Raw genomic sequence first — 24,724 nt, 5'->3', positions numbered from 1 at the left:
GCGTGACCACGCTGCACGTGGAGCGGGCCGAGCGCGTCGTCACCCTCACCCTGGACGGGCCCGAGGATCAGAACCGTCTCACCCGCGACGTGCTGCTCGCCATGGAGAGCATCGTCGACGAGCTCGGCGCCGACGAGGACGCCCAGGCGGTGGTGGTGACGGGCAGCGGCGCCGAGTTCTTCTCCATGGGCATTCTCAACCCGATGGTGCGGGCCGCCTACACCAAGGAGCAGATCCTCGACCTCGTCCGCATCGCCAACCGGCTCTACGATGCGCTGGAGGCGCTTCCGCAGATCGTCATCGCCGCGTACAACGGCGCCGCCCGCGCGGGCGCCGCGGAGCTCTCCCTCGCCTGCGACATCCGGCTCGCCGCCGCGCACGCGACCTTCCGGCTGCCCGAGGCCCTGTGGGGCGGCTTCCCCGGCGCGGGCGGCCCCGTGCGCCTGCCCGACATCGTGGGCCGCGCCCGCGCTCTCGAGCTGATCTGCACGGGCCGCGAGATCGACGCGGCCGAAATGCTACGCCTCGGGCTGGTCCTCGCCGTCCATCCTGCCGATCGCCTGAGCGCGGAAGCGCACGCGCTGGCCGCGCACATCGGCGCGAGCGGGCCCATCGCGATCCGCGGCGCCAAGCGCATCGTGAGCGTCCGCCGCGCCGAGGGCTTCGCCGCCGCGCGCATGCTCTCCGACCGGCTCCGGCATCAGCTCGAGTGGAGCCGCGACGTCGACGAGGGCATGGCCGCGCACCGCGAAGGGCGGCTTCCGCGCTTCACCGGGCGCTAGCGCGCGCCCCGCCGACGCCGCGGCCGCTCGCGTCAGCTCTTCACGCGCTCCACCATGATCTTGATGGGACGCCCCGACGTGTGGAGCGTCATCCCGTACATCTTCTCGCCCGAGCGTTGCAGCGGCGTCGAAGCGCCCGCCGAGCTCTTGAGGGTCACGGTGTTTCCCCTCGTCTCGATCACGCCTGACTCGACGATGTTCCCCGCGCCCCAGCGCTTCGCGGTCATCTGATACGTACCGTCATCCTTGACCTCGAGCGTCACCTGACCCTCGAGCTGCGCATCTCCGCCGACCTGATAGAATTCGCCGCGCCAGACGCCGGCCAGCTCGCTCGGACGCTGCTCGATGACGCCGGAGGTGGCGGTGGGCGTGTCCGATTTCACCGCAGTGCTCGTGGTCGAGCAGCCGGCGGCGACGGCGATGAGTGCGAAGGACGCAAAGGCGGCCACGATCTCACGGTGTTTCATTTCGAAACCTCCCAGGCCCAGTGGGGCGGTGCTTCTGCCCCTTGCGATGCTCGACGCCGGGCGGTCGGTTCTCCGTGAGCGATCGCGACGAAGATGTAATCTGCGCCCTTCAGGCGACGTCCTCGTACACGGCGGCGCGATGCGTGGCGGGGAGGAAGGCGCAGACGAGATGGCGCGCGCCGTCGAACGAGATCGTGTGCGCACCGGGCTCGGTCCGCACCGTCTCCACGCGTGAAAACCGCGTGGTGTCGAACACCTCGATGACGCCGGGATCCCCGATCGCGACGTAGACCCGCCCACGGCGGGGGTTGAGGAACACGACGTCCGGCACGCCGGCAATCCTCTCCGCGGCCAGGATCTCGCCCCGGTCCGCGTCGATCTCGAGGAAGACGCCGGCGTCACAGGCGCAGTAGAGCCGCCGCCGGACGACGTCGATATCGAGCCCGTGCGGCCCGGCATGCGGAATCGGAATCACGCGCCGCACCTCGAAGGGATCGCCGGCCTCCAGCACGGCGATCTGCGGCGGCTCCATGATGTTCACGAAGAACGCGTCGGTCACCGGGTCGTGAACCGTCCACCGCGTGCGCCCGGCCACCGCGACATCCGCGAGCCGTTGCCGCGTGGCGAGATCGAGGAGCGACACCGTGCAGGAGCCCGGGATGGCCGGATCACCCACGTGGGCGGCGAGCACCCGGCCCCGTCCCGGATCCAGCGCGAGGCCGTTGGGCCGCACGCCCACGCCGATCTTGACCACGGCGGGCCCGGCGTCCGGCGTGAAGAGTCCCACGGTGTTCTCCCCGCGATTCGACGTGACGATGAGCTCGGGCGCGGCCACGGCGAGGGCGCCCGCCACCGCGGGCAGCCCCCCCACCGAGGCCACGTGCTTCCCCGCGGCGACGTCGAGCACGTCCACCGCGTCGTTGGCGGTATGGGCCACGTAGACGCGGCCGCTCCGCTCGAGCACCGCCGCATGGTCGAAGCCGCCCGCCCCGAGGTGGGGCGGAAGGTCGATGAAGCCCAGATGACGCAGCGGCATGGCTAGCGCCGGGCCGCGAGGTCCGCGACCAGCTTTTCCACATTGGCCACGATGCGGTCCCGCGCGGCCGCGTAGCCCTCGCCGACCGCGGGCACTTCCCACTGCTCGACCGCCTGGCCGTGCGTCGGCGTCAGCTCGCAGCCGAAGCTCACGACGCGGCTGGCCGTCTCCAGGTCGTGCACGGTCACGGGCCGGGGCCGGCTCAACCCGGGACGCAGCCCCTCGGCGGCCAGCCCCTTCACCGCGGCGCCGGCCAGCTCGGCATCCGGCTCGGTGCCTGCGGCGACCGCGTCCATCGAGAGGCCGCGCGCGGCGGCAAGGCGGCGGAAATGCGCGGCGGCCACCACGCTCTTCGCCGCGCCGTGCAGGCATACGAAGAGCACGCGGGGCGGCGCCGCCGTGCGCGCCTCGGCTCGGCAATAGGCGTAGAGGGCGTCGTACATGGGGAACTGCCGCGCCATGTTGTCGAAGTCGTCGCGGCTCGTCGCTTGGAAGCCCGTAGCCGCCGCGTAGAGCCCGGCGGATTCCGGCGTGAGCCGCCGGTCGTCGGTGTCGGCGCCGCGGACGATCAGCGCCAGGGCGGCGAGCCCGGGGTCCGCCAGCTCGTAATGCTCGAGGAAGGCGTCGAACGAGCAGTGGGCGCCGTGATGGCCCAGCTCCACGTTGGGAATGTCATAGGGGATGGCGCCTTCGCGGGCCGCCGCCTCCCGTACCTGCGCGGCGGGCACGAACAGGAACTCGGGCTTGGGATCGACGAAGCGGCTGATGAGCCAGGGGCACGCGATCCGGTCGACACGGGCACGCTCGCGAGTGATCCACTTCATGGCACGTCCTCCAGGTTCGGTCGGTTATCTGAGTGAGATGATGACGACCCCCACCACCGCGCCGGCGGCGATGAGCAGGGGTTCGGGTACCTTGAACCGCCAGGTAATGCCGAGCACGGCGAGCGCGATCAGCACGGTCGGCACGTCGATAATCGCGCGCCGGGCGAGGACGAAGCAGGCCCCCGCGATGGTCCCCGAGGCCGCCGCGGTCACGCCGGCCACGAAGGCCTTCACCTTCGGGTTCGCGCTGATGCGATCGAAATAGGGATACGGGATCACGACGAAGAGATACACGGGCAGGAACACGCCCACCGCCGCGGCCACGGCGCCGGGGAAGCTCGCCACCAGGTAGCCGATGAAGGCCACCGTGATGACGATGGGGCCGGGCGTGAGCATGGCCACCGCCACCGCGTCGATGAACTGCTGATCGTTGAGCCAGTGGTACTGCTGCACCACGCCGGCGTAGAGGAACGGCACGATGGCCAGGCCGCTGCCGAAGACGAAGGCGCCCGCCTTGGCGAAGTACACGAGGATCTGTGCGAGCACCTCCGGCGTGGCGGCCACCGCCAGGCACGCGGGCACGCGACGCTTGAGCCAGGCCGGCGGCGCCTGCGCCACCATGGCGACCACCCCAGCGAGCAAGAACAGCCAGAGGATCTCGGACTCGGTCCACGCGGTGACGACCGCCAGCACCGCGAAGATCACCCACTGCACCCGATCCTTCGCGATCGTGAGCTTGGCGAGCTTGTACGCGGCGAGCACGATGATGCCGATCACCGCGGCGCCCACGCCGTAGAAGGCCGCCTGCATCCACGGCAGCCCGCCGAAGCGCACATAGAGCCAGCTGATGGCGAGGGTCATGATGAACGACGGCAGGATGAACGCCGCCGAAACGAGGGTGGCGCCGGCCACGCGCGAGTGCACGTAGCCCAGGCAGATGGCGAGCTGCGCGGCCAGCGGACCCGGCGCCAGCTGGGCCAGCGCCAGCGACTTCATGTATTCCTCCTTCGTGAACCAGCCGCGCTGCTCCACGAGATCACGCTGCATGTAGCCCACGAGGGCGACGGGCCCGCCGAAGCCCAGGCTGCCGAGGTAGAGGAAGTACTTGAGCAGCGCGGCGGTGCTGGGACGCGTCACGGAGGCGACCGGCGGCATCTGCGTCATGGCCGAGCCCATGCGCCGAGCGCCACCAGCCGGCTCCGGAGCACGCCCACCGCGGCCCCGCCCAGCATCGCCTTCATGGGTGTCACGCGCGAGAGGTGCAGCACCGCCACCGTGGCCACCAGCACCAGCGTCGCCAGCGGATCCGGCGCCGCCGAGCGCCACATGCGCAGGATGGCGATCGCCATCACGCCGATGACGGCCGGCACCACGCCCTGGATCACCGCCCTCGCCCAGGCGAGGCTCCGCATCCGATCGAAGAGCGGCAGCACGGCGAGGGTCACCACGAACGAGGGGAGGAACATCGCGAGCGCTCCGGCGAGGGCGCCGACGGCGCCGTGAAGCTTGTAGCCCACGTAGGCCGCCACCATCAGAATGGGTCCCGGCGTGAGCTGGCCCAGCGCCAGGCCGGCGATGAACTCCTCGGGCGAGAGCCAGTGGAGGCGCCGTACCACCTGCTCCTCCATCAATGCGATCATGGAGAGCCCGCCCCCGAACGTGAACGCGCCGATCGTGGAGAAGAGCGCCACCAGCGAGCCGAGCCCCGGCGTCTCGCCCGGCGCGCCCGGTAGCACCGCCACGTTCCACCGCAGGAGCGCGATGCCGACGAGAGCGGCGGCGAGGGCGAGCAGCGCGACGCCGCCGAGGCGGCGCGAATGGAAGAGGAACAGCCCCACGGCGCCGGCGAGGAGGAGAATCGTCACGGTGCCCAGCGGGCTCGCCAGCGCAGCCAGCGCGGCGGCGATGGCGATCAAGCGGTGCGGCAGCGCGCGCAACACCGACGACCCGAGGCGGTAGACCGCCAGGACGAAGACCCCCAGCACCACCGGCCCGAGACCGTAGAGGGCGCCGCGGACCATCGGATGCACGCCCAGTGTGGCGTAGGCCAGCGCGAGGGCCAGCATCACGACGAAGCCAGGGACAGAGAAGCAGAGACCGGCGAGGAGCCCGCCCCGCCACCCCGCGCGCACATAGCCGAGGAAGATGCTGAGCTGCACCATGGTGGCGCCCGGCAGCACGTTCACCAGCGCCACGCCCTCGAGGAATCGTGGCTTGGTCACCCACTGCCGCGCTTCCTGGAACTCTGCCTGCAACATGCCGAGAATGGCCGGCCCGCCGTAGGCGGTCGAGCCGACCTTGAAAAAGCTCGTGACGATCTCTCGCCAGGGGGACGCCGCCGACTCGGCGGCCGCGGGCTGGCGAGCATGCTCACTCATCGATCGCGACCTCCGTGCCCCGTCCCTGGGCGCGCGCGGCCTCGTAGACGGCGACGGCGGCAGCGACGTCTTCCAGGGCGGTGCCCGAGCTGTCGAAGACCGTGATCTCGTCCTCGCGGGTGCGGCCCGGACGCCGCCCCGACACCACGTCCGCCAGCTCCGCGTGCACCGCATCGCGCGCCATGAGCCGGGCGGCGAGCGCGTGCTGCAGCTCGCCGATCTCGGCGCACTGCTCGAGGACGTCGACCACCAATGTGGCTTTGACAACCAGCTCGGGCTCGAGCTCCTGCTTGCCCTGATTGTCGGCGCCCACCGCCGCGATGAACGTCCCGGGCGCCACCATGGCGCATGTGACGAAGGCGCGGCGTGACGGCGTGCAGGTCGCCGCCACGTCGCTCGCACGGAGGGCGGCCTCCAGGTCCTTCGCGGCCTCCACGTGAAGGCCCAGCCGCTCTCCCGCCCGCGCGGCCATGACCTCCGCGCGCCCGTGGTCCAGGTCGAGCACCCACGCGCGCTCGAGGGGCAGCACGGCCGCCAACGCGGCGAGCTGAATCTCCCCCTGCACGCCGCAGCCCACCACCGTCGCCGTGCGCGCGTCGGGCCGCGCCAGGTATCGCGCTGCCACCGCGGTGGCCGCTCCCGTGCGCAGGGCGGTGATGCTGCCCGAGTCCATCACCGCCAGCGGCGCGCCGTCCTCGGCATCCGCCAGCACGACCGTGCCGCGAATAGCGGGGAGTCCGTGGCGGCGCGGGTTCTCGGGGAAGTTGGCGTTGGTCTTGGCGGCGAAATAGCAGCGCTCGCCCGCCAGTCCCGCCGCCTTGATGTGGAAGCTTCCACCCACCGCATGTACGGCGAGCACGCCTGGGCCGAGGGCACGACCCTCGGCGTGGAGCCGGAAGGCCCCCTCCACCGCCTCGATGCAGGCGGGCAGCGTCAGGAGATCGAGCACGTCGCGCCGGGAGAGGATCAGCATCAGCTCTTCCGCGGCGTCGTGGCGTAGAGGCCCTCGAAGAGCGCCATCCCCTGCGCGAGCACCTGATGGTCGTCGGCGGACGCGGCGAGGAGCGCCCGCACCGACACGTCGATGCCGCGGGCCTCCTCGTGGGGGAACTTGCCGTCGCGCAAGTCCGCCTCGTGCACCAGCTCGGCGAGGCGTGTGAGGCGGCGGTCACGCAGCTTGGCGCGCTTCACCAGGGTCTCGAAGGTGCAGTCCTCGCCCTCATGGGAGAGCTCCACCCCGGGCGCGTCGAAGGGAATCGCGTCCTTGGGAAACTCCGCCGGCGGCGCGAAGACGAACTCGGCCTGGGGATCGATGAAGCGGCGAATGAGCCAGGCGGAGGCGATGCGGTCGATGTGTGGCCTGGGCCGCGTGACCCACTTCCGGCCGCGCACGGTGGAAAGGTCGATGGTGGGGCGCGGCTCGCGGGCCGCCGCCTCCGGACGCCGTGTACGCATGGCAATGACCTCCTCCAGGCGGCGCACCTCCGCGCCGCCCGGGGCGTCGAAGAAATCGACCCCGCGGAGCCGCTGATGGTCCCGGGCCAGCCGGGCCAGCTCGTCCTGCACCGCCGCGCCGCGGCTCTTCTTGTCCAGCCGCTGAATGACGCGGCGATAGCGCGCGGCGAGCTGGCGATAGTCGCGATCGCGCGGCTCGTGGAAGAGGCGCCGCACTGCGTCGGCCCGGAGATTCTCGATCTGCTGGACGCGGATCAGCGTGGCCTCTCCGCCCTCGCGCTCGATCTCCTGCGCCAGCCACTGGAAGTCCTCGTAGCGCTCGGGGGTGTCGGGCAAGAGATAGGCCGAGCGCTTGAGGGGCACCGCGCCCAGGGAGCGCAGCCGCCGCCAGACCCGCACGCGGAGGCTCGAGGGCTTCGGGGGCAGCCCCACCAAGAGGAGGAGCAGGGTCTCGGATGTCTCACTCATGTTCCCTGATGTAACAGTAGTTACATGACCTGTCAAGCCCATTGTTCACGGCCCCAGGGCGGCGCGGTTGCGGCCGCGCGTACCCTTGGAATAAAGGAGACGGACATGCAGATCGGCATGGTGGGGCTCGGCCGGATGGGCGGCAACATGGCGCGACGGCTCCTGAGGGGCGGGCATCAGGTGGTGGCATTCGCCACGGATCCGGCGGCGGTGGCCGCCGCCGCCAAGGACGGCGCGACCGGAACGAGCAATCTCGATGACCTGGTCGCCAAGCTCACCCCGCCGCGAGTGGTGTGGGTGATGGTGCCGGCGGGCGCAGCCACCGAGCAGGTGGTGCACGATCTCGCCCACCGGATGGAGGCCGGCGACACGATCATCGACGGCGGCAACTCGCGGCACAAGGACGACGTGCGCCGCGCGAAAGCGCTGCGCGTGCAGGGCCTGCACTACGTGGACGTCGGCACCAGCGGGGGCATCTGGGGGGTCGAACGCGGCTACTGCCTCATGATCGGCGGCGACGCCGACGCGGTGCGGCGCCTCGAGCCGATCTTCCGCACGCTGGCGCCGGGACGCGGACCCATCCCGCGGACACCGGGCCGCGAGAAGGCCAACGGCAGCACCGCGGAGGAGGGGTATCTCCACTGCGGCCCGTCGGGCGCGGGCCACTTCGTGAAGATGGTGCACAACGGCATCGAGTACGGCCTCATGCAGGCCTATGCGGAAGGGTTCGACATCTTCCGCAACGCGAATTCCAAGGAGCTCGATCCCGACGTCCGCTACGACCTCGACTGCCGGGAGATCGCCGAAGTGTGGCGGCGGGGCTCAGTCATCTCATCGTGGCTGCTTGACCTCACCGCGCAGGCCCTGCTCGAGAACCCCACGCTGTCGAACTACACGGGCATCGTGCAGGACTCGGGCGAGGGGCGATGGACCATCATGGCGGCGATAGAGGAAGGCGTGCCCGCGGACGTGCTCTCCGCCTCGCTCTATACCCGCTTCCGCTCGCGCCAGGAGCACACCTTCGCGGAGAAGGTGCTGTCCGCCATGCGCCACAAGTTCGGCGGCCACGTCGAGCTGCCGACTGGCGGCTAGGCCGAGGCTCCGGCCATGACCGAAGCCACGTCCTTCGACTCCGAGGTTCGGCGACAACACCTCTTCTACCGCGCCGACATGGTCGAGACGGCGTGGAAGATCGCCACGCCCATCCTGGACGTCTGGCGCACGCTGCCGCCCCGCGATTCCCCGAGCTATGCCGCCGGCTCGTGGCGCCCCGCCAGCGCGGAGCCCTCATCAAGGCCGATGGCCGCGCCTGGTGGGTGAGCCTCTGACGACGTGAGGGACACCTGTTGATCCTGAGAGCGTGGTCGGCGCGCGCCACGACGGAGGGCGCCGAGCGCTACGTGCGGTACTTCCGCGAGTCGCTACTTGCGACGCTCCAGCGCCTCGAGGGCCAGCGCGGCGCTACGGTGCTCACGCGCCCCGCCGGCGACGAGGTGGAGGTGACGGTGCTCACGCTCTGGGACTCGCTCGATGCGATACGCCGCTTCGCCGGGCCGGAGCCGACGGTGGCGGTGGTGGAGGACGAGGCGCGGGCCATGCTGCTCCGCTTCGACGGCCACGTGACGCACGCGGACGTGCGCCTGGACGCGCGAAGCTGAGCGCTCAGGGCCTCGTCATCGTCGTGATCCGGCCCTCGTGGCCCACGAGCACGACGTGCGCCATGCCGAGGAACAGCCCGGTGCCCACGATGCCCGGAATGGCCCGCACGCGGGCGTCCAGCTCGCGCACATCGCTGATAGGCCCGACGGCGCAATCGAGGACCTGATTCCCGTTGTCGGTCCTGAAGATCGCGGCGCCCGTCCCGCGCAGCACGGGCGCGAGCCCGATCGCGGCGAGGCGGGCGCGGCAGAAGCCGACGGCGAACGGGGCGACCTCGACCGGCAGCTTCCCCCGGGTCCCGAGCGTGTCCACCAGCTTTTCGCGCCCGACCAGGATGACGAGCCGCCGCGCCGCCGCGGCGACCACCTTCTCGCGCAGGAGCGCGCCGCCGTAGCCCTTGATCAGGTCCAGGCGAGGGTCGACCTCGTCCGCCCCATCCACGGCGAGATCGATCGAGGATCCGTCGTCGAGCGAGATCAGCGGGATGCCCAGCTCGCGCGCAAGCGCCGCCGTGGCCTCCGAGGTGGGGACGCCGGCGACGCGGAGGCCGGACTGCACCGCGTGGCCGAGGGCGTGGATGAAAGCCTTCGCGGCCCGGCCGGTGCCGAGCCCGATGGTCTGGCCGGCGCTCACGAAGCCCAGAGCGTGCGCTGCCAGGGCTGCGGCGTCCTTGTCGGTCAGCGTCCCCGCCATGTCCTCGGACCCTACGCCCCGGGGGGGCCCGGCGTCCAGTTTGAATGGCCCGCGCGCCGGCGCGAGGATCGGAAGCCTTCGATGCGTCCCTGCCGTGCGCCGCACCGAGAATCTCTTCCTCGCGCGCGGCCGCAATGCCCTCCTGATCGCGAAGTTCTTCCCGGCCTCAGCACCGTGGCACCGTCGCTGGCGGGCATGGTGCGAATCCCGCGGGCGCAGATGATGGCCGCGCGCGCGGCGCGGCTCGGCCACTGGCTCGGCCTGATCGCCGCGCTGGCCATCGGTGGCTACATCGGTCAGGCGCCCGCGGTCATGCCCGGAGCGAAAAAGCTCAGCTGATTCCCGCCCGAGTGCTTGGCGTGATACATCGCCGCGTCGGCATGGAGCAGGAGCGTCTGCACGTCGCGCGCGTCGTCGGGATAAACGCTGATCCCGACGCTGGCGCCGATGTCGAGCCGATGCGCCTCCGCCTCGAACGGCCGCGCCAGCTCCTTCAGCATCTTCTCGCCCACGACGCCGGCGTCCACCCCGCGGGCCAGCTCGGCCAGCACCACGATGAACTCGTCGCCGCCCACCCGCGCCACCGTATCCTCACCGCGCACGCAGCCCTGCATCCGGTCGCTTACGGCCTTGAGGAGCCGGTCGCCGACGACGTGGCCATAGGTGTCGTTGATCGCCTTGAAGCGGTCGAGGTCGACGAACATGACGGCGAAGGGCTTGCCGCTCCGTTCAGACCGGCGCACCGCCAGGATCAGGCGCTCGTCGAGCAGCATGCGGTTGGGCAGGCCAGTGAGCGCATCGTAGAGCGCGGCGGCGCGGAGCGTCTCGTTCCGCGCCTGCAGCCCCCGCGCGAGCGCCTCCGTGCGCGCGGCGCGCGCGGCGTCGAACGCGGTGAGCACCACCGTCACGCCGAGGAGGCCCAGCGCGGCCAGGCCGATCAGCTCGGCAAGAAAGGCGTCGTCGAGGCCACCGAGCGATGGCGGCTCGAGGCTCACGGTGCCGGGGGCGAAGCGCGCCGCCGCGATGCCCGTGTAGTGCATGGCCGCAATGCCGAGCCCCATCACGAGGGCGCTGCCCAGCTTGGCGAAGACCGCGCCCGGCGAATAACGCCGGCGAAGCCGAAAGGCGAGCCCCAGCGCGGCCAGTGAGGCGACGCAGGCGATGCCGATCGAGGCGGCGACCAGGGGGATGTCGTACTCGACCGGCGGCGACACGCGCATCGCGGCCATGCCCAGGTAGTGCATCGCGGCGATGCCGAGCCCCATCACGAGCGCGCCGCCGGCCAGGCTGGTCCGGGTGAGCGCGGGCCGCCGGACCACGAGCAGGGCCACGCCCGACGCGAGCACTGCGATCAGCCATGAGGCCGCATTGATCCAGCCGTCATAGGCCACCGGTGTCTCGAGGTGAAAGGCGAGCATGCCGATGAAGTGCATCGACCAGATGCCGGTCCCCATGACGCCGGCCCCGCCCAGGAGCCAGAGCCACGCGGCCCGTTCCCGCCGCACGCTGACGCGCGCAGCCAGATCCAGCGCGGCGTAGGACGCGATCACCGCGACCGTCACGGACAGGACGACCAGCTTGGGATCGTGATGCCCCACGCGGGAAGGGTACAACAGGCCCGAACCTTTGGAGGAGACAGCGGTCGTACAATGGACTCGAGGCCCGGCCCATGCGCACGCCCCACCAGATCGCCGTCCGCATCCCTCTGGTCGCGCTGCTCGCCGCGGTCGGGGCCGAGGCGCCGGCCCGGGCCGGCGCGGAGACGGCGCCGGACGGCGTGTGGGCGGTGGCGCAGGTCACGCTGAACGGCCAGCCTCGCGCGGAAGGTAAGCTCCTCAACTCCATGTGGACCTTCAAGGGGGACGAGCTGACCGTCCGGCCGGCGGCCGGGGGTCACGTCCGCTGGTCGCTAAGCTATCAGCTGAGCGCGGAGCCGCCCGGATTTCGCGCGACGCCGCTTGACGCGCCGGGCGAGCGGCCGCTGTGGATGATCCTGTCGCGGGACGCTGCGGAGCTTCGTCTGGCGTTCTACGACGGGCTCGACCAGCGGCCCGAGGACTTCGGCCCGCGGCCCAAGCTGGTCGTCCTCAGCTTGGTACCGGCGCCGACGGTGGCCGCGATCCCCGATCCCTGTGAGATCCTGCGGAGCGCCGGCGTCGAGCAGCTCCTCGGTGGGCCCACGCGGCGGAAGCCGCCGCCCGCGACGATCCGCCCGGGTGTGACCTGCACGCTGGAGCGCGATGATGGCTCGGGCGCGGTGGGGCTCACGCTCGTCGCGCCGCCGGCCGCGACAAGCTATGTGGACGCGGCGAGGCGGGAAGCCGAGTCCCGCGAGCGCGTGAAGCTCGAGGAGGAGCCGGCTCTCGGCCCCGAGGCCTTCTCGGCCGTCCGCGGCGAGACCGTCGCCACGGTCGCGATCAAGCAGGACACGGCGATGGTGCTGCGGTTCGAGGCGCCGGCCGTACCGCGCGCCGAGGCCCGTCGCTTCGCCGAGCGGGTGCGCGACCGGCTCTGAGCCGGATCAGGCCGATGCGTCCCCGAGCCGGCGGATCTGGCAGAGATACGCACGATGCGGCACCGACCCGCTCACCGGGTCGATGGCCGCGTTGCCGATGATCAGGTTGAGATTGGCGCCCTTCGAGCTGAAGGGGTCGTAGCCCGGCGCACCGATCTCCGGGCAGGCCTGCCACCAGCCGTGCTGGCCGCAGGCCACGCCCGGCTCGAGGCTCTCGTTGAAGGCGGCCCGGGCACGCACGCTGCCCTCCGGCGTCTCCACCGCCACCCAGTCACCCACCTCGATCCCCCGTTCGGCGGCCGCCGCCGGATGCAGCTCGATCTCCGGATCGCGCTGTCGCCGGCGCAGGCTCGGCAAGCCGCGATGCTGCGTCTCGCAGAACTGCGTGGACTTGGCGCAGGTCAGCACGAGCGGGAAGCGGGCAGTCAGGTCGGGGCGCGACTCCGGGCCTACCAGCGGCTCCACGTGCACGGGGAGCGGCGGATACCCGTGCTCGAGCAGCGTCTCGGAGTAGATCTCGATCTTCCGCGTGGGCGTGGCGAAGCCCGTGGGCACGCCGTCCGTCTCCTGGGCGTATTTCCGGTAGCGCGTCGTGAGCGGGACGGTGACGCCGCCGGGATTCGCGCGCAGCGCCTCGAGGGTCACGCCGGACGGCTCGAGCTGATGCCGATAGCCCGCGTCCACGTCGCCGTCCCAGAAATGCCGCCCCAGGCCGAGGCGCACCGCGAGATCGAAGATGATCTCGGTGTCGCCGCGCGCCTCGCCTCGCGGCTCGGCCACCGGCCGCCGGAGCTGCAGCAGCGATTGCGCCGCCGCGCTGATGTCGAAGCCGATCTTGAGCCCTTCGCGCTCGAAGGGGCTCGCCACCGGGAGCACGATGTCGGCCAGCTCCACGGTGGGGCTCATGAAGAGATCCGCGTGCACGTAAAAGTCGAGGGCGGCGAGCGCCTCGCGGCCGCGCCGCGTCTCGGCATGCGCCATGAGGAGGTTCGCGCCGAAGCCGACCATGCCGCGCACGGCGTAGGGCCGCTGCTCGAGCACCGCGGTGTAGACCTCGTCGGTGGTGACCCATTCCCAGCGCGAGGGTCCGATCGGCCGCTCGGGCAGGCCGAGGCAGCGATCGCGCTGCGCCGCCGTCATCAGATCGTCGCCGGCGACTCCGCGTGAGGGCACCGAGGGGAAGAGGACATTGCCACCCTCGGCCTCGAAGCTGCCGGTCAGGAGGTAGACGAGCGAGATCGCGCGGAAGATCTGGGTGGTGTTCGTCTGCTGCTCCACACCGCTCCACGCGAAGGAGGAGACGGGGCGCGAGTGCCACAGGAGCCGGGCGGCGCGCTCGACCTCGGCACGGTCGACCCCGCAGATGCGCTCGACAGCCTCCGCCGGATAGCGCCGGCAGCCCTCCACCGCCAGATCGAAGGCGGGACGGCAGACGACGGCACCGTCTGGCGTCGAGATCTTGTACTCCCCCAGGAGCGCGGGCGGGGCATCGCGCTCGTAGCGGCGACGCTCCGGGTCGTAGATCAGCGGGCGTTGCGCCGCCTCGTCCCAGGCGACGTAGCGCTTCCCGCCCGCCGCGCCGCCCGCGAGATCGCGCTCCGTGAGCAGACGCCCCGTGTCGGAGCGAACGAGCAGCGGCCCGTTCGTCCAGTCCCGGACGAACTCGTGATCGTACCAGCCGCGCTCGAGCATCACGTGCGCGATGCCCAGCGCCAGCGCCGCGTCGGTCCCCGGCCTCGCACGCAGCCACACGTCCGCCTTGCTCGCCATCCCGACCCGCCGGGGGTCGACGACGATCAGCTTGGCGCTCCGCCGCAGCGCGGCCGCCGTGGTGGTCGCATGGGCCAGGCGCGCCAGGCTCGGGTTATAGCCCCAGAAGAGGATGCAGCCGGCGCGCTCCAGATCCGGCATGGTGGCGCCCCCGACGCCGTGGCCGATGCCGAAGGTGAAGCGCGTCGCGTAGGCGCGCCCCCAGCCGCACAGCTCCATCGAGCCGCAGAGGTTGGGGCTGCCGAAGGCGCGCATCAGACGCGTGATCCACGGCGAGGCGTCGGCGATCGCGGATGTCGAGGCGGAGACGGAGGTAAAGACCACGCTCTCCGCCCCGTGCTGCGACTTGATGCGCTGGAGCGCGGCGGCCGTCGTATCGAGCGCCTCGTCCCAGCTGATGCGCTGCCAGCCCGGGTCGGGGTCGCCCTTCGGCCGCGTCCGCTTCAGGGGATGGAGGAGGCGGTCGCGATGGTAGACCAGCTCCGGCGCCGCGCGTCCCTTCGCGCAGATCGCCTGCCCGGTGGGATGGGAGGGATCGGGCTCGAGCGCGACGAAGCGGCCGTCCTCGACCACCGCGATGGAGCCGCAGCGGGAGATGCAGAGCGCGCAGTAGCCCTTGATCCGCTGAATCATGGAAGTCTCGTGGCCGTTGGGCATTCTATCGGTAGCCTTTGACCTGCGCCAGCCCCTTGTCGATCCGGATCGACCCCGTTCGACCAGTGACGAGAAGGACCGCAGCCCACACTGTCCAGGGAGGTCCCGATGGCGAAGGCACAACGGATCACGCCGATGCTCTGGTTCGACGGCCAGGCGGAAGAGGCCGTGAAGCACTACGTTTCGACGTTCCCCAACTCGCGCATCCTCGGCACCACCCGCTACGACGAGGCCGGCGCCAAGGCATCCGGCCAGCCGAAGGGGTCGGTCATGACCGTGCAGTTCGAGCTCGACGGCCAGGAGTTCACCGCGCTCAACGGTGGGCCGCTCTACAAGTTCACGGAAGCCGTGTCATTCGTGGTGAATTGCGACACCCAGGCGGAGGTCGACCACTACTGGGCGAAGCTCTCCGAAGGGGGCGAGGAAGTGCAGTGCGGCTGGCTCAAGGACCGCTTCGGCCTGGCGTGGCAGGTCACGCCGAAGATCCTGCCCGAGCTCCTCATGAGCAAGGATCCCGAGAAGGGCAAGCGAGCCTTCGCTGCAATGCTCCAGATGAAGAAGCTCGACATCGCGACGATCGAGCGCGCCGCCGAGGGGCGCTGAGCTTAGCGGCCGGGCGGCCCGGCCTGCTCCACCGCGGCGCAGAGGCCTGCGGCCACCGCGCAGTCGCGCGGGCCCCAGACGCCGCCGGGATCGAACAGCACCGCGCCGAGCCCCGCCCGGCGGGCGCCGACCACGTCGACGAAGTAGGAGTCGCCGACGTAGACGGCCTCCGCCGGCGCGCCGCCCGCCGCCTCGAGCCCGAGGCCGTAGATGCGGGCGTCGGGCTTGGAAACGCCGACCACGCTGGAGTCGATCACGAAGTCGAGGTGCTTGGAGAGCCCGGCGATCTCGAGGGCGTGCGTCACCGAGCCGTTGGAGTTCGAGATCACGCCCACCGTCCAACCTCGCTCGCGGGCGCGCGCGAGGGCCTCCGCCGCCTCGGGATCAGCCTGATGGCAGAGGCCGATCGGCGCGTTGAAGCCGCGCCGCCACTCCGCGATGGCGCGCCGCTCCGCCTCGTCCGCGATGCCGAGCGCGTCCAGGAGATAGCGCGCGTAGCGCCCCTCGCCGGTGCGCCCCGCGCCCGCCGGCTCCGCGCGCTCCACGTCCAGGCGCATGCGGGCGCCCCGCTCCGCCGCCCTCACCGCGGCGGCGTCCACCCGGTGGCCGCGCGCCGTCAGCTGATCGGTGAACAGGCGATGGTCGAACTCGAGCAGCGTGTGGCCCGCGTCGAAGAGGAGGGCGCGGACGGGCGAGCGGGGCCGCGCCACCTCAGTTCGCGCTCTTCACCGTCACCGGCTGATCGCGATAGCGGGCGGGAAACGTCTTCTTCAGCGCCTCGAGCTTCGGCAGATCGTGCACGACGATGTAGGGGTAGCGGGGATTGTTGATGAGGAAATCTTGGTGGTACCCCTCCGCCGCGTAGAAGCCCTTGAGCGGATCGACCTTGGTCACGATGGGGCGGCCAAAGGCCTTGGCCTTGTCGAGCTGCGCGATGTAGGCCTGCCCGATGCTCCGCTGCGCCTCGTCCGCGTAGAAGATCACAGAGCGATACTGCGTGCCCACGTCGGGCCCCTGGCGGTTGAGCTGAGTCGGATCGTGCACCACCGAGAAAAAGATCTGGAGGATCTCGCCGAAGGAGATCTCCTTCGGGTCGAAGCTGATCTCGACGGATTCGGCATGCCCGGTGGAGCCACCGCTCACCCGCTCGTACTGCGCCGTTTCCTTGGCGCCACCCGCATAGCCCGAGACCGCATTGCGCACACCGCGCACCCGCTGATACACGCCCTGCACGCCCCAGAAGCAGCCGCCCGCGAGCACCGCGGTCTGCGGTGGGCCGGCCGCCTTCGGGCTGTCCGTCACCGGCGCGGGGATCACCACCGCGCCGTCGGCCGCGAAGGTCGCGGGCACGGGCCCGAGCACCGCCGCTACCATCGCCAGGAGTCCCGCCACGCTCGTCGATGTGCGCATCAGCCGCTCCTCCTCATACGCCCGCCTTCGCGCGGCGCATCTCGCTCAGCACGCGTACGAGATCGTCCACGTCTACCGGCTTGATCAGGTGCCGGTCGAAGCCGGCCCGGATCGCCTCGTCGCCATCCCGCGCACGGCCGTAGCCCGTCAGGGCCACGAGCACGATGCCGGGCCCGAGCTCCTCGCGAATGCGCCGCGCCAGCTCGTAGCCGTCCATGCCCGGCAGGCCGATGTCGAGCACGGCCAGCCGCGGCCGCTCGCGCCGCAGAACCTCGAGGCCGGCGGCGCCGTCCGCCGCCCACACCACCCGATGCCCGCGAAGCTCCAGGGCCAGACGGAGGCTTTCCCGCGCGTCCTCGTTGTCTTCGACGACGAGGATGGTCTCCGCGTGCGCGCCCGACGCCGGCGTCGGGCCTTGCGCCGCGGCCGGCGCGACCGCGCGCAGGGCGGGCAGGCGCACGCTGAAGCGCGCTCCCGTTCCGACGCCGTTACTCTCGGCGATGACGCTGCCGCCGTGCAGCGCGACGAGCTGCTGCACCAGGGTGAGCCCGATGCCGAGGCCGCCCGTCGCGCGCGCCGGGGTCGTCTCGGCCTGGAAGAAGAGGTCGAAGACCTTTTCCAGGTGCTCGGGGTCGATGCCCTCGCCGTCGTCCTCGACGGCCAGCACCGCCTCGCCGTCCTCGCGCGCGACGCGCACGCCGATCCGGCCGCCGGGGGCCGTGTAGCGCGCGGCATTCCCGACCAGGTTGGTGAGGATCTGCTCGAGGCGCGTCGGGTCGCCGTCCACCCAGACCGTCTCCACGGTGAGCTCCACGCGGCGGTCGGCCAACCCGCCCGAGGTCTCCAGCGTCGCGACCACGCGCCGCGCGATCGTCGCCAGATCTACGGTGCTCCGCTCGAGCAGGATCTTGCCCCGGATCACGCGGCCCACGTCCAGGAGATCGTCGATCAGGCGCTGGAGGTGCCGGCTTTGCCGCTCGATCACGCCGGTCGCGAAGGCGAGCTGCTCCGGCGTGCGCCGCTCGCTCTTCACGATGATGGTCGCGTTGGCGATCGCGGCGAGCGGGTTCCGCAGCTCGTGTCCCAGCATGGCCAGGAACTCGTCCTTGGCCCGATTGGCCGCCTCGGCGGCGGCGCGCGCCTCGCGCTCCGTCTCGAGCGAGCGATCGCGCTGCCTGGTGGTCGCCTGCAGGAGCGCACTGGCCCGCTCGAGCGCGCTCAGCGCCTTGTTCACCTCGTCCACGCGCAAGTCGGGCAGGCTCTCGATGCGGCCGCCCCCCGCCACGTACTCCGCCTGGGCCTCCACCGTCTCCAGCGCCGCGGCAAAGGGCTTCGCCTTCGAGATCGCGTAGCTCACGCCCAGGCCCATGGCCACCAGCCAGAGGAAGCCGTAGAGCACGAGATAGCGCCAGAAGGCATTGTCGACCGGCGCCGACGGCGTCGCGAAGCCCACGCCCCACCCGTGGCGGGAGAACGCCCACGCGGTGTAGACGGACGTGCGGTTGAGATTGGTGAAGCGCGCGATGCCCACCGGCTTGGCCCGCATCGCGTCCTCCACCCCCGCGGAGGGCTGCTGGCCGCGCCGCTCCTCGCCCTCCACGCTGCGGGCGACGAAATCGAAGCGATGGTCGAAGATGCCCGCGACGGCGCCGGGGGGCTGGCCGGGCTGCTTCATCAGGCGGTCGTACCAGCGCAGGTCGAGATAGGCGATCAGCACGTGGGTGACGGCGTTGTTGCGCACCACCGGCACGCCCACTGCCACCGTCGGCGACGCCGCATCCGCGCGCCGGACGAGATCCGTGATGACGGGCTGCCGCGCCGAGAACACCGCCGACCACTGGGCCATGGGCGGCCCCGACGGCATCGCTACGCCCAGCGGCGCGTCCGCCCGGAACACGCCGCGCCCGTCGGGGGTGAGCGCCAGGAGGTTCGACCAGTCGGAGCTGGCCCGGAGCGCCTGGCGGGCCTGCGCCCGGATCGCGTCGTCGGAGAGGTCGCTGGACGCCCAGAGCCGCGCAAAGATCGTCAAGCGCTCGACCGTGCTGTCGAGCGCGTTGTCCACCGCGGTGGCGAGGAGGCGCACGGACTCGATCTGCGCGCGCTGGCGCTCGTGGTCCTGAGCCTGCCAGTGCAGGTAGAGCAGGAGCGCGGTGAAAAGACCGATCGGCACGATGCCCACCAGCTGCAGGTGGACGAGGTGCCAGCGGACACCGCGGCGCCAGTTCATCGGGGCAGGCTCGCTGCCTCGACCCTAGCCGGGGCGCGGCCTGCCCGTCAAGGCGGCGGCGGGTCGCGCCTCGGCACGCCGTCGCCACATGCGCCGGCGGGATTTCGACACGCTCCCGTCCCGGCTGGCGTATGTTCCGTAGTGAAATAGCCGTCAAGGAGGCCCCGGATTACGATGCCGACGCCCGCCCCCGCCCTCGCCGAGTCGGTTCGCGCGCTCGCCGAGCAGGCCTTCTCGCGCGCGGCCGGCGCGCCGCTCCTGCCCGGCAATCACATTCGGCTCCTGAAAGACGCCCGCGAGAACTACCCGGCGTGGCTCGACGCGATCGCCCGCGCGACCCGGACTATCCACTTCGAGAGCTACATCATTCACGACGACGTCAGCGGCGAGCAGTTCAGCGACGCGCTGATCGCGCGGGCCGCCGACGGGGTCCGCGTCCGCGTCATCTACGACTGGATGGGCGGCTTCGGCAAGACCTCGCGCCAGTTCTGGAAGCGTCTGCGGGCCGGCGGCGTCGAGGTGCGCTGCTACAACCCGCCGACTCTGGCGAGCCCGCTCGGATGGCTGAGCCGTGACCACCGGAAGATTCTCACGGTCGACGGTACGGTGGGCTTCGTCAGTGGACTCTGCGTAGGACAGGCGTGGGTCGGCGATCCCGCGCGCAACATCCCGCCGTGGCGTGACACCGGCGTCGAGGTGCGGGGCCCCGCCGTGCGCGAGATCGAGGAGGCCTTCGCGGAAATGTGGGCGCTCATGGGCGATCCGCTGTCCCATCACCGCCCGCTGGGGGGCGATGTGATCCCGACGGCCGGCGAGACCGCGCTGCGCGTGGTCGCCACCGTGCCCAACTCGGCCGGCCTCCTACGACTCGACCAGCTGGTCGCGGCGATCGCCCGCAAGCGCCTCTGGCTCACGGACGCCTACTACGCGGGAACGCCCCTCTACGTGCAGGCGCTGCGGGGGGCCGCGCGGGACGGCGTGGACGTCCGGCTGCTGGTGCCGAACGGGACGGACATCCCCCTCCTGCGTCCCCTGTCGCGGGCGGGCTATCGCCCGCTGCTGGAGGCCGGCATCCGCGTCTTCGAGTGGAACGGTTCCATGCTGCACGCCAAGACCGCGGTGGCCGACGGGCGCTGGGCGCGGGTCGGCTCCACCAACCTCAACCCCGCGAGCTGGCTCGGCAACTGCGAGATGGACGTGATCGTCGAGGACGAGACATTCGGGAGCGACATGGAGTCCATGTACCTCGAGGATCTCATGAACGCGACCGAGGTCATCCTTGCACCCGACTCCGCGATCCATCCGCGCGGGCCGATCGCGAGCGCACCGGTGGCCGGCGGTGGCGGCAGCGCGGGCCGCGCCGCGGCGGGCCTGCTCCGGATCGGCAACACCGTCGGCGCCGCGGTCGCCAATCGGCGCACGCTCGAGCCCGTCGAATCCCGCATCATGCTGGTGGGGGCGCTGGTGCTGCTGATCATCGGCGTGCTCGCCGCCGTCTTCCCGAGGGTCGCCGCGTACCCGATCGCCGCCGCGGCGCTGTGGCTCGCGGGATCGCTCTTCTATCGCATTCATCGTCTTCGGCGGCGGGCGTCCCGGGAGGGCCGTCTGCGGAAGTAGTAGACTGCCTCGGGCCCCTCGGATGGCATCCCTCGACCTCTAGCGTGCACACCTCCCCGCACGTCCTCGCCCTCACGAGCGCCTTCTTCTCCGCGGTCGCGACCATCCTCATCCAGCAGGGGCTCCGGCGCTCGAGCTTCTACGCCGCGTTCTGGATCAACGTCACCGTGGGCGTGATCGGCCTCTGGACCGCGGTGCTGCTGTTCGTGCCGCGCGCGGCGTGGGACTGGAGCGCGGTGCCCTACTTCGTCTTCTCCGGCGTGGTGGGCACCGCGGGTGGACGCCTGTTCCGCACCGTAGCCATCGACAAGGTCGGCGCGCCGGTCGCCGCCGCCATCTTCAACCTGACGCCGCTCATCGCCACCGGACTCGCCATCGTGCTGCTCCACGAGCGGATCACCGGCCCGATCCTCGCGGGCACCCTGGTCATCGTCGCCGGCACCGTGATGCTCTCGCTCAGCGGCAAGTACGTCGGGTTCCAGACGCGGCATCTCATCTACCCCGTGCTCGCCGCCACGTGCTTCGGCATCGTACAGATCGCGCGGAAGATGGGGCTCAGCCAGGCGGGGCCGCTCTTCGACGCCGCGGTCAACACGACGGCGGCCATGATCGCGGCGACGGCCTTCGTGACCGCGACCGGTCATTGGCGCACGCTCCGCATCGACCACAAGAGCCTACTCTTCTTGATCGGCGGCGGCCTCGCCGAGAACACCGGCGTCACGCTCCTCATCGTCGCCCTCGGCTACGGCGAGGTCAGCGTGGTGACGCCGCTCATCGGGACCGCGCCCCTCTTCGTCCTGCTGCTCGCCTTCCTGATCCCGGGCGGCCGGCGGCAGCTCGGCTGGCGCGTGGTCGGCGCCACCCTCTTGATCGTGCTGGGGGTGTACCTGCTGACGGGAGCCAAGCGGCTCTAGTTTGCGGCAGCCTGCCTGAGGCTCCCGGGCGCTTCGCCGCGTCGCCCCACGTTCCTCGCGGCACTTTCCAATGAATATGCACATGTAGGGGGGTGGCACGCCGATTGCCACCTCGCCATCGTGGGCCCGCAATGATGCGGGGCAAAGGAGGACCCGAAACATGTCGGCGTACACGTACGAAGGTGTGCTGGCGACGAGCCAGCGGGTGAACTGGAAGATCGACGACATCATCGGCAACGACAAGCGGCTCGACTTCGGTCGGCCGTTCTTGCCGGAAGCCCTGGCCGGCGTGCGCAAGCTCGACTACCTCTCGCCGAGCGAGCAGCGCACCCTGAATCAGATCCGCGGCCTGGGTTATCTCGTGATGTTCGGGCTCGTGGAGGAATACATCCTCCCGTTCGTGCTCGATCACGCGCGGCCGCGCCTGGCCGCCGACGACTACCGCACCCGTGCGCTCATCCAGTTCGCCAGCGAGGAAGCCAAGCACATCCAGCTCTTCAAGCGCTTCCGCGAGGAGTTCGACGGGGGCTTCGGCCATCACTGCGAGGTGATCGGGCCCCCCGAGGCGGTGGCGGCCAAGATCCTCGGCTATAGCCCCCTGGCGGTGGCGCTGCTCACGCTGCACATCGAGTGGTTCGTCCAGTCGCACTATCTCGACTCCGTCAAGGACGACGGCGACCTCGATCCCCAGTTCAAGAGCCTCCTGAAGCACCACTGGATGGAAGAGGCCCAGCACACCAAGCTCGACACGCTGATCGTCGAGGAGCTGGCCGCGGTGTCCACGCCCGGCGAGATCCACCGCGCGGTGGAGGAGTACCTCGAGATCGGCGCCTTCATCGACGGCGGCATGCAGCAGCAGGTGAAGATGGACGTCGACAGCTTCGAGCAGGCGACGGGCCGCCGCCTCACCGCGGAGGAGCGCGAGCGCTTCACCGAGGCGCAGCTCAAGGCCCTGCGCTGGACCTTCATCGGCTCGGGCATCACGCATCCGCAGTTCCTGGCCACGGTGGGCAAGCTCGGCCCCGGTCTGCGGGAGAAGCTGGAGGCGGTGGGCCCCGCGTTCTGCTAAGGCGCTTGGCCCGCGCCGCCGGCGAGACGAGCGACCGGCTCGCACCTCCAATCCCTTTCCGGGTGCGAGTCGGCCGCTCGGCCTACCGGATGTCGGTCTTCACTCGATCGTCTGCGTCGCCTGGAGCAGCAGCGCCGGCTTGACCGTCAGGCCGAGCGCCTTCGCCGTCCGGAGGTTGAGGATCAGCTCGAAGCGCGTGGGCTGCTCCACGGGTAGCTCCGCCGGGCTCGCCCCCCTGAGGATCTTCGCGACGAAGATGGCGGCCCGGCGCTGCACGTCGCTCGGCTCCGCCCCGTGGAACGCGAGGCCGCCGGCCTCGACGAAGGCCCGCTGATTGGAGATCGACGGCAGGCGGTGCTGTAGCGCCAGCTGCGCGGCCCGCCACGTGGTCAGCGCGGCATCGACGATCACCGCCTGGGCCCGCCGCTGGGTCAGCCCGGACAGCGCGGGATCGACGTCCTGGGCCCGGCGCACATCGATGATCTGGATCTCCAGGCCCGCTCGCTTGGCGGCCGCCCGCGTCTCGCTCACGAGCGACTTCGCGAAGGGATTGGTGCCGTTGAGCAGCAAGCCCACGCGCGTGAGCCCGGGGACGAGCTCGCGCAGCAGCTCGATGCGCTTCCCCGCAAGCTCCGCCGAAATGCCCGTCAGGCCCGTGATGTTGCCGCCCGGCCGCGCGAGGCTCTTCACGAAGCCGGTGCCCACCGGATCCCCGGCCGAGGCCATCACGATGGGGATCGTGGCCGTCGCCTCTTTCGCGGCCTGCACCGCGGGCGTGAGGTTCGCCACGATGACGTCTACCTTGAGCCCGACCAGCTCCTGCGCGAGCGCCTTCGCGCGCTCGGGCCGGCCGTCGGCGGCTCGCCACTCGATGAGGAGATTCTGCCCCTCGACGTAGCCCTGATCGCGAAGGCCCTGGCGCAAAGGCTCCTGGAGCGTCGGCGCCAGCTGGGTGAACGTCAGCACGCCGACGCGCCGGGCCGCCACAGGTTGCTGCGCCTGGGCGGGGAGCGCCGGGGCGAGCAATAGCGACACGACGAGAAAGACGAGGACGGGAACACGCTGGCTGGGGCGCACCGGCGTATCCTACCCGATCGTCAGCGGTCGAATCAGGTCGAATCGGAAGATTGCCCGGGCCTCGTTGGTATGCCAGAGTAGCCCGCCATGAGGCTCACCCGCGTCGGTCTCGGCGCGATCGTCCTGGCTTCACTCCTCATCTCACCACACGCAGCCGTGCCGCAGCAGGGAACGAAGGTGTTTCGAGTCGGGGTTCTCGGCACCGTGCCGCTGACCGACGCCGGCGCCTCTCGGATCTGGGGCGGCCTCTTCGAGGGATTGCGCCAGCTGGGCTATGTCGAGGGCCAGAACCTCGTCGTCGAGGCACGGTTCTCCGAGGGGAAGCCGGAACGATTGGATGTCCTGGCTACGGAGCTCGTTCAGCGAAAGGTCGATGTGATCGTCGCCGCCTCGTATGCGGCGGACGCGGCGCGGCGTGCCACGTCGACCCTCCCCATCGTAATGACGAACCATGGAGATCCCGTCGGGGCGGGACTCATCGCGAGCCTCGCGAGGCCCGGAGCAAACGTCACGGGTCTCTCTGGACAATACTCCGATCTGGTCGGCAAACAGCTCCAGCTTCTCATGAGCGTCGTGCCCAACTTGTCTCGCGTGGCAGTACTGCTGAACCCGGCCGGTCCACGCTATCGACGCCTTCTGCGGGAGGCAGAAGAGGCGTCCCGGGCCTTGAAGCTCCGTCTTCAGATCGTGGAGGCGCGGGCCCCGGCTGAGCTCGCCGCGGCGTTCTCCGCAGCGACTCGGGAGTCGGCGCACGCAGTCCTCGTCACCGGGGATCCGATGTACTTCGGGGCGCGGGGACAGATCGTCGAGCTGGGGGCGCGGGGCAGACTGCCCCTGATGACCGCCCAGGCCGAGATCACCAGAGCCGGCGCGCTCATCGCGTACGAAGTCGATCAGCGTGATAACTTCCGCCGCGCCGCGACATACGTCGACAAAATCCTAAAGGGCGCCCGCCCCGCTGACCTGCCCGTGGAGCAGCCCACGAAGTTCGAGATGGTGGTCAATCTCAAGACCGCGAAGCTGCTCGAGCTCACAATTCCACAATCGCTGCTCGTGCGGGCCGATGAAGTCATCCAGTAGTCATCGACCGTGACCGCCTCCACGCC

General features: G+C 70.9%; 24 protein-coding genes and 1 pseudogene. 11 read left to right on the top strand and 14 right to left on the bottom strand.

Translation table 11 applies throughout. The features are described from left to right. Positions 1 to 2: 2 nt before the first annotated feature. Positions 3 to 782: an enoyl-CoA hydratase/isomerase family protein gene (locus VFX14_21240; GenBank protein HEU5192223.1), complete on the top strand. Its 780-nt coding sequence runs from the start codon at positions 3 to 5 to the stop codon at positions 780 to 782. A 32-nt stretch (positions 783 to 814) separates the two neighbouring features. Here VFX14_21240 and VFX14_21235 read toward each other — a convergent pair whose 3' ends face one another. From VFX14_21235 to VFX14_21205, 7 genes and pseudogenes are all read right to left on the bottom strand, one after another. Further along, positions 815 to 1,249 carry a hypothetical protein gene (locus VFX14_21235; protein HEU5192222.1) on the bottom strand — a complete coding sequence of 145 codons (435 nt, stop codon included), beginning with the start codon at positions 1,247 to 1,249 and terminating at the stop codon, positions 815 to 817. A gap of 109 nt (positions 1,250 to 1,358) precedes the next feature. Further along, positions 1,359 to 2,285, bottom strand: a complete 927-nt coding sequence (locus VFX14_21230) for a hypothetical protein (GenBank protein ID HEU5192221.1) — start codon at positions 2,283 to 2,285, stop codon at positions 1,359 to 1,361. Positions 2,286 to 2,686: 401 nt separating this feature from the next. Continuing rightward, positions 2,687 to 3,109 (bottom strand): annotated as a pseudogene (locus tag VFX14_21225) (chromate resistance protein ChrB domain-containing protein). Positions 3,110 to 3,133: 24 nt separating this feature from the next. Then, positions 3,134 to 4,273 carry a chromate transporter gene (locus VFX14_21220; protein HEU5192220.1) on the bottom strand — a complete coding sequence of 380 codons (1,140 nt, stop codon included), beginning with the start codon at positions 4,271 to 4,273 and terminating at the stop codon, positions 3,134 to 3,136. Further along, the gene (gene chrA / locus VFX14_21215) at positions 4,270 to 5,487 is read right to left on the bottom strand and encodes a chromate efflux transporter (protein ID HEU5192219.1); all 1,218 of its coding nucleotides are present in this window, start codon (positions 5,485 to 5,487) and stop codon (positions 4,270 to 4,272) included. The genes VFX14_21220 and chrA overlap by 4 nt, the downstream gene beginning before the upstream one ends. Continuing rightward, positions 5,480 to 6,460, bottom strand: a complete 981-nt coding sequence (locus tag VFX14_21210; GenBank protein ID HEU5192218.1) for an ornithine cyclodeaminase family protein — start codon at positions 6,458 to 6,460, stop codon at positions 5,480 to 5,482. The genes chrA and VFX14_21210 overlap by 8 nt, the downstream gene beginning before the upstream one ends. Then, positions 6,460 to 7,410 carry a chromate resistance protein ChrB domain-containing protein gene (locus VFX14_21205; GenBank protein HEU5192217.1) on the bottom strand — a complete coding sequence of 317 codons (951 nt, stop codon included), beginning with the start codon at positions 7,408 to 7,410 and terminating at the stop codon, positions 6,460 to 6,462. The genes VFX14_21210 and VFX14_21205 overlap by 1 nt, the downstream gene beginning before the upstream one ends. 24 nt (positions 7,411 to 7,434) lie before the next feature. On the opposite strand from VFX14_21205, the gene gnd reads away from it, so the two are divergent. Genes gnd through VFX14_21190 form a run of 3 tightly spaced genes read left to right on the top strand, consistent with a single transcriptional unit; the run spans position 7,435 to position 9,068 of the window. Continuing rightward, the gene (gnd, locus tag VFX14_21200) at positions 7,435 to 8,502 is read left to right on the top strand and encodes a decarboxylating 6-phosphogluconate dehydrogenase (GenBank protein HEU5192216.1); all 1,068 of its coding nucleotides are present in this window, start codon (positions 7,435 to 7,437) and stop codon (positions 8,500 to 8,502) included. A gap of 15 nt (positions 8,503 to 8,517) precedes the next feature. After that, positions 8,518 to 8,730 (top strand): hypothetical protein, encoded by a 213-nt coding sequence (locus VFX14_21195; GenBank protein ID HEU5192215.1) that lies wholly within the window; start codon positions 8,518 to 8,520, stop codon positions 8,728 to 8,730. Positions 8,731 to 8,756: 26 nt separating this feature from the next. Beyond that, the gene (locus VFX14_21190) at positions 8,757 to 9,068 is read left to right on the top strand and encodes a hypothetical protein (GenBank protein HEU5192214.1); all 312 of its coding nucleotides are present in this window, start codon (positions 8,757 to 8,759) and stop codon (positions 9,066 to 9,068) included. 4 nt (positions 9,069 to 9,072) lie between these two features. Here the strand turns inward: VFX14_21190 and rpiA are convergent, their stop codons facing one another. Next, positions 9,073 to 9,762, bottom strand: a complete 690-nt coding sequence (rpiA, locus tag VFX14_21185) for a ribose-5-phosphate isomerase RpiA (GenBank protein HEU5192213.1) — start codon at positions 9,760 to 9,762, stop codon at positions 9,073 to 9,075. A gap of 174 nt (positions 9,763 to 9,936) precedes the next feature. On the opposite strand from rpiA, the gene VFX14_21180 reads away from it, so the two are divergent. Beyond that, on the top strand, positions 9,937 to 10,101 hold the full coding sequence (locus tag VFX14_21180) for a hypothetical protein (GenBank protein ID HEU5192212.1): 165 nt from the start codon (positions 9,937 to 9,939) through the stop codon (positions 10,099 to 10,101). Here the strand turns inward: VFX14_21180 and VFX14_21175 are convergent. Further along, positions 10,059 to 11,375: an MHYT domain-containing protein gene (locus VFX14_21175; protein ID HEU5192211.1), complete on the bottom strand. Its 1,317-nt coding sequence runs from the start codon at positions 11,373 to 11,375 to the stop codon at positions 10,059 to 10,061. The two genes, VFX14_21180 and VFX14_21175, sit on opposite strands and share 43 nt — an antisense overlap. Before the next feature lie 56 nt (positions 11,376 to 11,431). Here VFX14_21175 and VFX14_21170 point away from each other — a divergent pair, with 56 nt between their 5' ends. Further along, entirely contained in the window at positions 11,432 to 12,277 is an 846-nt protein-coding gene (locus VFX14_21170; protein HEU5192210.1) for a hypothetical protein, read from the top strand. Between the two features lie 6 nt (positions 12,278 to 12,283). Here VFX14_21170 and VFX14_21165 read toward each other — a convergent pair whose 3' ends face one another. Beyond that, positions 12,284 to 14,680, bottom strand: coding sequence for a molybdopterin-dependent oxidoreductase (locus tag VFX14_21165; protein ID HEU5192209.1), 2,397 nt, complete (start codon positions 14,678 to 14,680; stop codon positions 12,284 to 12,286). A gap of 129 nt (positions 14,681 to 14,809) precedes the next feature. On the opposite strand from VFX14_21165, the gene VFX14_21160 reads away from it, so the two are divergent. Further along, complete coding sequence (locus VFX14_21160; protein HEU5192208.1) at positions 14,810 to 15,304, top strand: VOC family protein; 495 nt, start codon at positions 14,810 to 14,812, stop codon at positions 15,302 to 15,304. A 2-nt stretch (positions 15,305 to 15,306) separates the two neighbouring features. On the opposite strand, the gene VFX14_21155 is transcribed toward VFX14_21160, so the two are convergent. The 3 genes from VFX14_21155 to VFX14_21145 are packed head-to-tail and all read right to left on the bottom strand — an operon-like array spanning position 15,307 to position 18,941. Beyond that, positions 15,307 to 16,014 carry an HAD family hydrolase gene (locus VFX14_21155; GenBank protein HEU5192207.1) on the bottom strand — a complete coding sequence of 236 codons (708 nt, stop codon included), beginning with the start codon at positions 16,012 to 16,014 and terminating at the stop codon, positions 15,307 to 15,309. Position 16,015: 1 nt separating this feature from the next. Next, the gene (gene msrA / locus VFX14_21150) at positions 16,016 to 16,714 is read right to left on the bottom strand and encodes a peptide-methionine (S)-S-oxide reductase MsrA (protein ID HEU5192206.1); all 699 of its coding nucleotides are present in this window, start codon (positions 16,712 to 16,714) and stop codon (positions 16,016 to 16,018) included. Positions 16,715 to 16,727: 13 nt separating this feature from the next. Continuing rightward, the gene (locus tag VFX14_21145; protein ID HEU5192205.1) at positions 16,728 to 18,941 is read right to left on the bottom strand and encodes an ATP-binding protein; all 2,214 of its coding nucleotides are present in this window, start codon (positions 18,939 to 18,941) and stop codon (positions 16,728 to 16,730) included. 174 nt (positions 18,942 to 19,115) lie between these two features. Between VFX14_21145 and VFX14_21140 the strand changes: the two genes are divergently transcribed. The 3 genes from VFX14_21140 (at position 19,116) to VFX14_21130 (ending at position 22,541) form a co-directional block, all read left to right on the top strand. Beyond that, entirely contained in the window at positions 19,116 to 20,558 is a 1,443-nt protein-coding gene (locus VFX14_21140) for a phospholipase D-like domain-containing protein (GenBank protein ID HEU5192204.1), read from the top strand. Positions 20,559 to 20,602: 44 nt separating this feature from the next. Beyond that, positions 20,603 to 21,472 (top strand): EamA family transporter, encoded by an 870-nt coding sequence (locus VFX14_21135; GenBank protein HEU5192203.1) that lies wholly within the window; start codon positions 20,603 to 20,605, stop codon positions 21,470 to 21,472. A 160-nt stretch (positions 21,473 to 21,632) separates the two neighbouring features. After that, entirely contained in the window at positions 21,633 to 22,541 is a 909-nt protein-coding gene (locus VFX14_21130) for a hypothetical protein (GenBank protein ID HEU5192202.1), read from the top strand. A 99-nt stretch (positions 22,542 to 22,640) separates the two neighbouring features. Here the strand turns inward: VFX14_21130 and VFX14_21125 are convergent, their stop codons facing one another. After that, on the bottom strand, positions 22,641 to 23,618 hold the full coding sequence (locus VFX14_21125; GenBank protein ID HEU5192201.1) for an ABC transporter substrate-binding protein: 978 nt from the start codon (positions 23,616 to 23,618) through the stop codon (positions 22,641 to 22,643). An 87-nt stretch (positions 23,619 to 23,705) separates the two neighbouring features. Here VFX14_21125 and VFX14_21120 point away from each other — a divergent pair, with 87 nt between their 5' ends. Further along, entirely contained in the window at positions 23,706 to 24,698 is a 993-nt protein-coding gene (locus tag VFX14_21120) for an ABC transporter substrate-binding protein (protein ID HEU5192200.1), read from the top strand. Positions 24,699 to 24,724 lie beyond the last annotated feature (26 nt).

This window comes from Candidatus Methylomirabilota bacterium, assembly GCA_035764725.1.
In the GTDB taxonomy this organism is placed as follows: Bacteria; Methylomirabilota; Methylomirabilia; order Rokubacteriales; family CSP1-6; genus DASRWT01.
This window is presented reverse-complemented; position numbering and strand designations above follow the sequence as displayed.

Bases quoted from the DNA above. Each gene is read 5' to 3' on its own strand.
- VFX14_21235 (HEU5192222.1), bottom strand. From the start codon at position 1,249: ATGAAACACCGTGAGATCGTGGCCGCCTTTGCGTCCTTCGCACTCATC.
- VFX14_21195 (HEU5192215.1), top strand. From the start codon at position 8,518: ATGACCGAAGCCACGTCCTTCGACTCCGAGGTTCGGCGACAACACCTC.
- gnd (HEU5192216.1), top strand. From the start codon at position 7,435: ATGACCTGTCAAGCCCATTGTTCACGGCCCCAGGGCGGCGCGGTTGCG.
- VFX14_21230 (HEU5192221.1), bottom strand. From the start codon at position 2,285: ATGCCGCTGCGTCATCTGGGCTTCATCGACCTTCCGCCCCACCTCGGG.
- VFX14_21140 (HEU5192204.1), top strand. From the start codon at position 19,116: ATGCCGACGCCCGCCCCCGCCCTCGCCGAGTCGGTTCGCGCGCTCGCC.
- msrA (HEU5192206.1), bottom strand. From the start codon at position 16,714: ATGCGCACATCGACGAGCGTGGCGGGACTCCTGGCGATGGTAGCGGCG.
- VFX14_21210 (HEU5192218.1), bottom strand. From the start codon at position 6,460: ATGCTGATCCTCTCCCGGCGCGACGTGCTCGATCTCCTGACGCTGCCC.
- VFX14_21170 (HEU5192210.1), top strand. From the start codon at position 11,432: ATGCGCACGCCCCACCAGATCGCCGTCCGCATCCCTCTGGTCGCGCTG.
- VFX14_21120 (HEU5192200.1), top strand. From the start codon at position 23,706: ATGAGGCTCACCCGCGTCGGTCTCGGCGCGATCGTCCTGGCTTCACTC.
- VFX14_21130 (HEU5192202.1), top strand. From the start codon at position 21,633: ATGTCGGCGTACACGTACGAAGGTGTGCTGGCGACGAGCCAGCGGGTG.
- VFX14_21220 (HEU5192220.1), bottom strand. From the start codon at position 4,273: ATGACGCAGATGCCGCCGGTCGCCTCCGTGACGCGTCCCAGCACCGCC.
- VFX14_21205 (HEU5192217.1), bottom strand. From the start codon at position 7,410: ATGAGTGAGACATCCGAGACCCTGCTCCTCCTCTTGGTGGGGCTGCCC.
- VFX14_21165 (HEU5192209.1), bottom strand. From the start codon at position 14,680: ATGATTCAGCGGATCAAGGGCTACTGCGCGCTCTGCATCTCCCGCTGC.
- rpiA (HEU5192213.1), bottom strand. From the start codon at position 9,762: ATGGCGGGGACGCTGACCGACAAGGACGCCGCAGCCCTGGCAGCGCAC.
- chrA (HEU5192219.1), bottom strand. From the start codon at position 5,487: ATGAGTGAGCATGCTCGCCAGCCCGCGGCCGCCGAGTCGGCGGCGTCC.
- VFX14_21145 (HEU5192205.1), bottom strand. From the start codon at position 18,941: ATGAACTGGCGCCGCGGTGTCCGCTGGCACCTCGTCCACCTGCAGCTG.
- VFX14_21160 (HEU5192208.1), top strand. From the start codon at position 14,810: ATGGCGAAGGCACAACGGATCACGCCGATGCTCTGGTTCGACGGCCAG.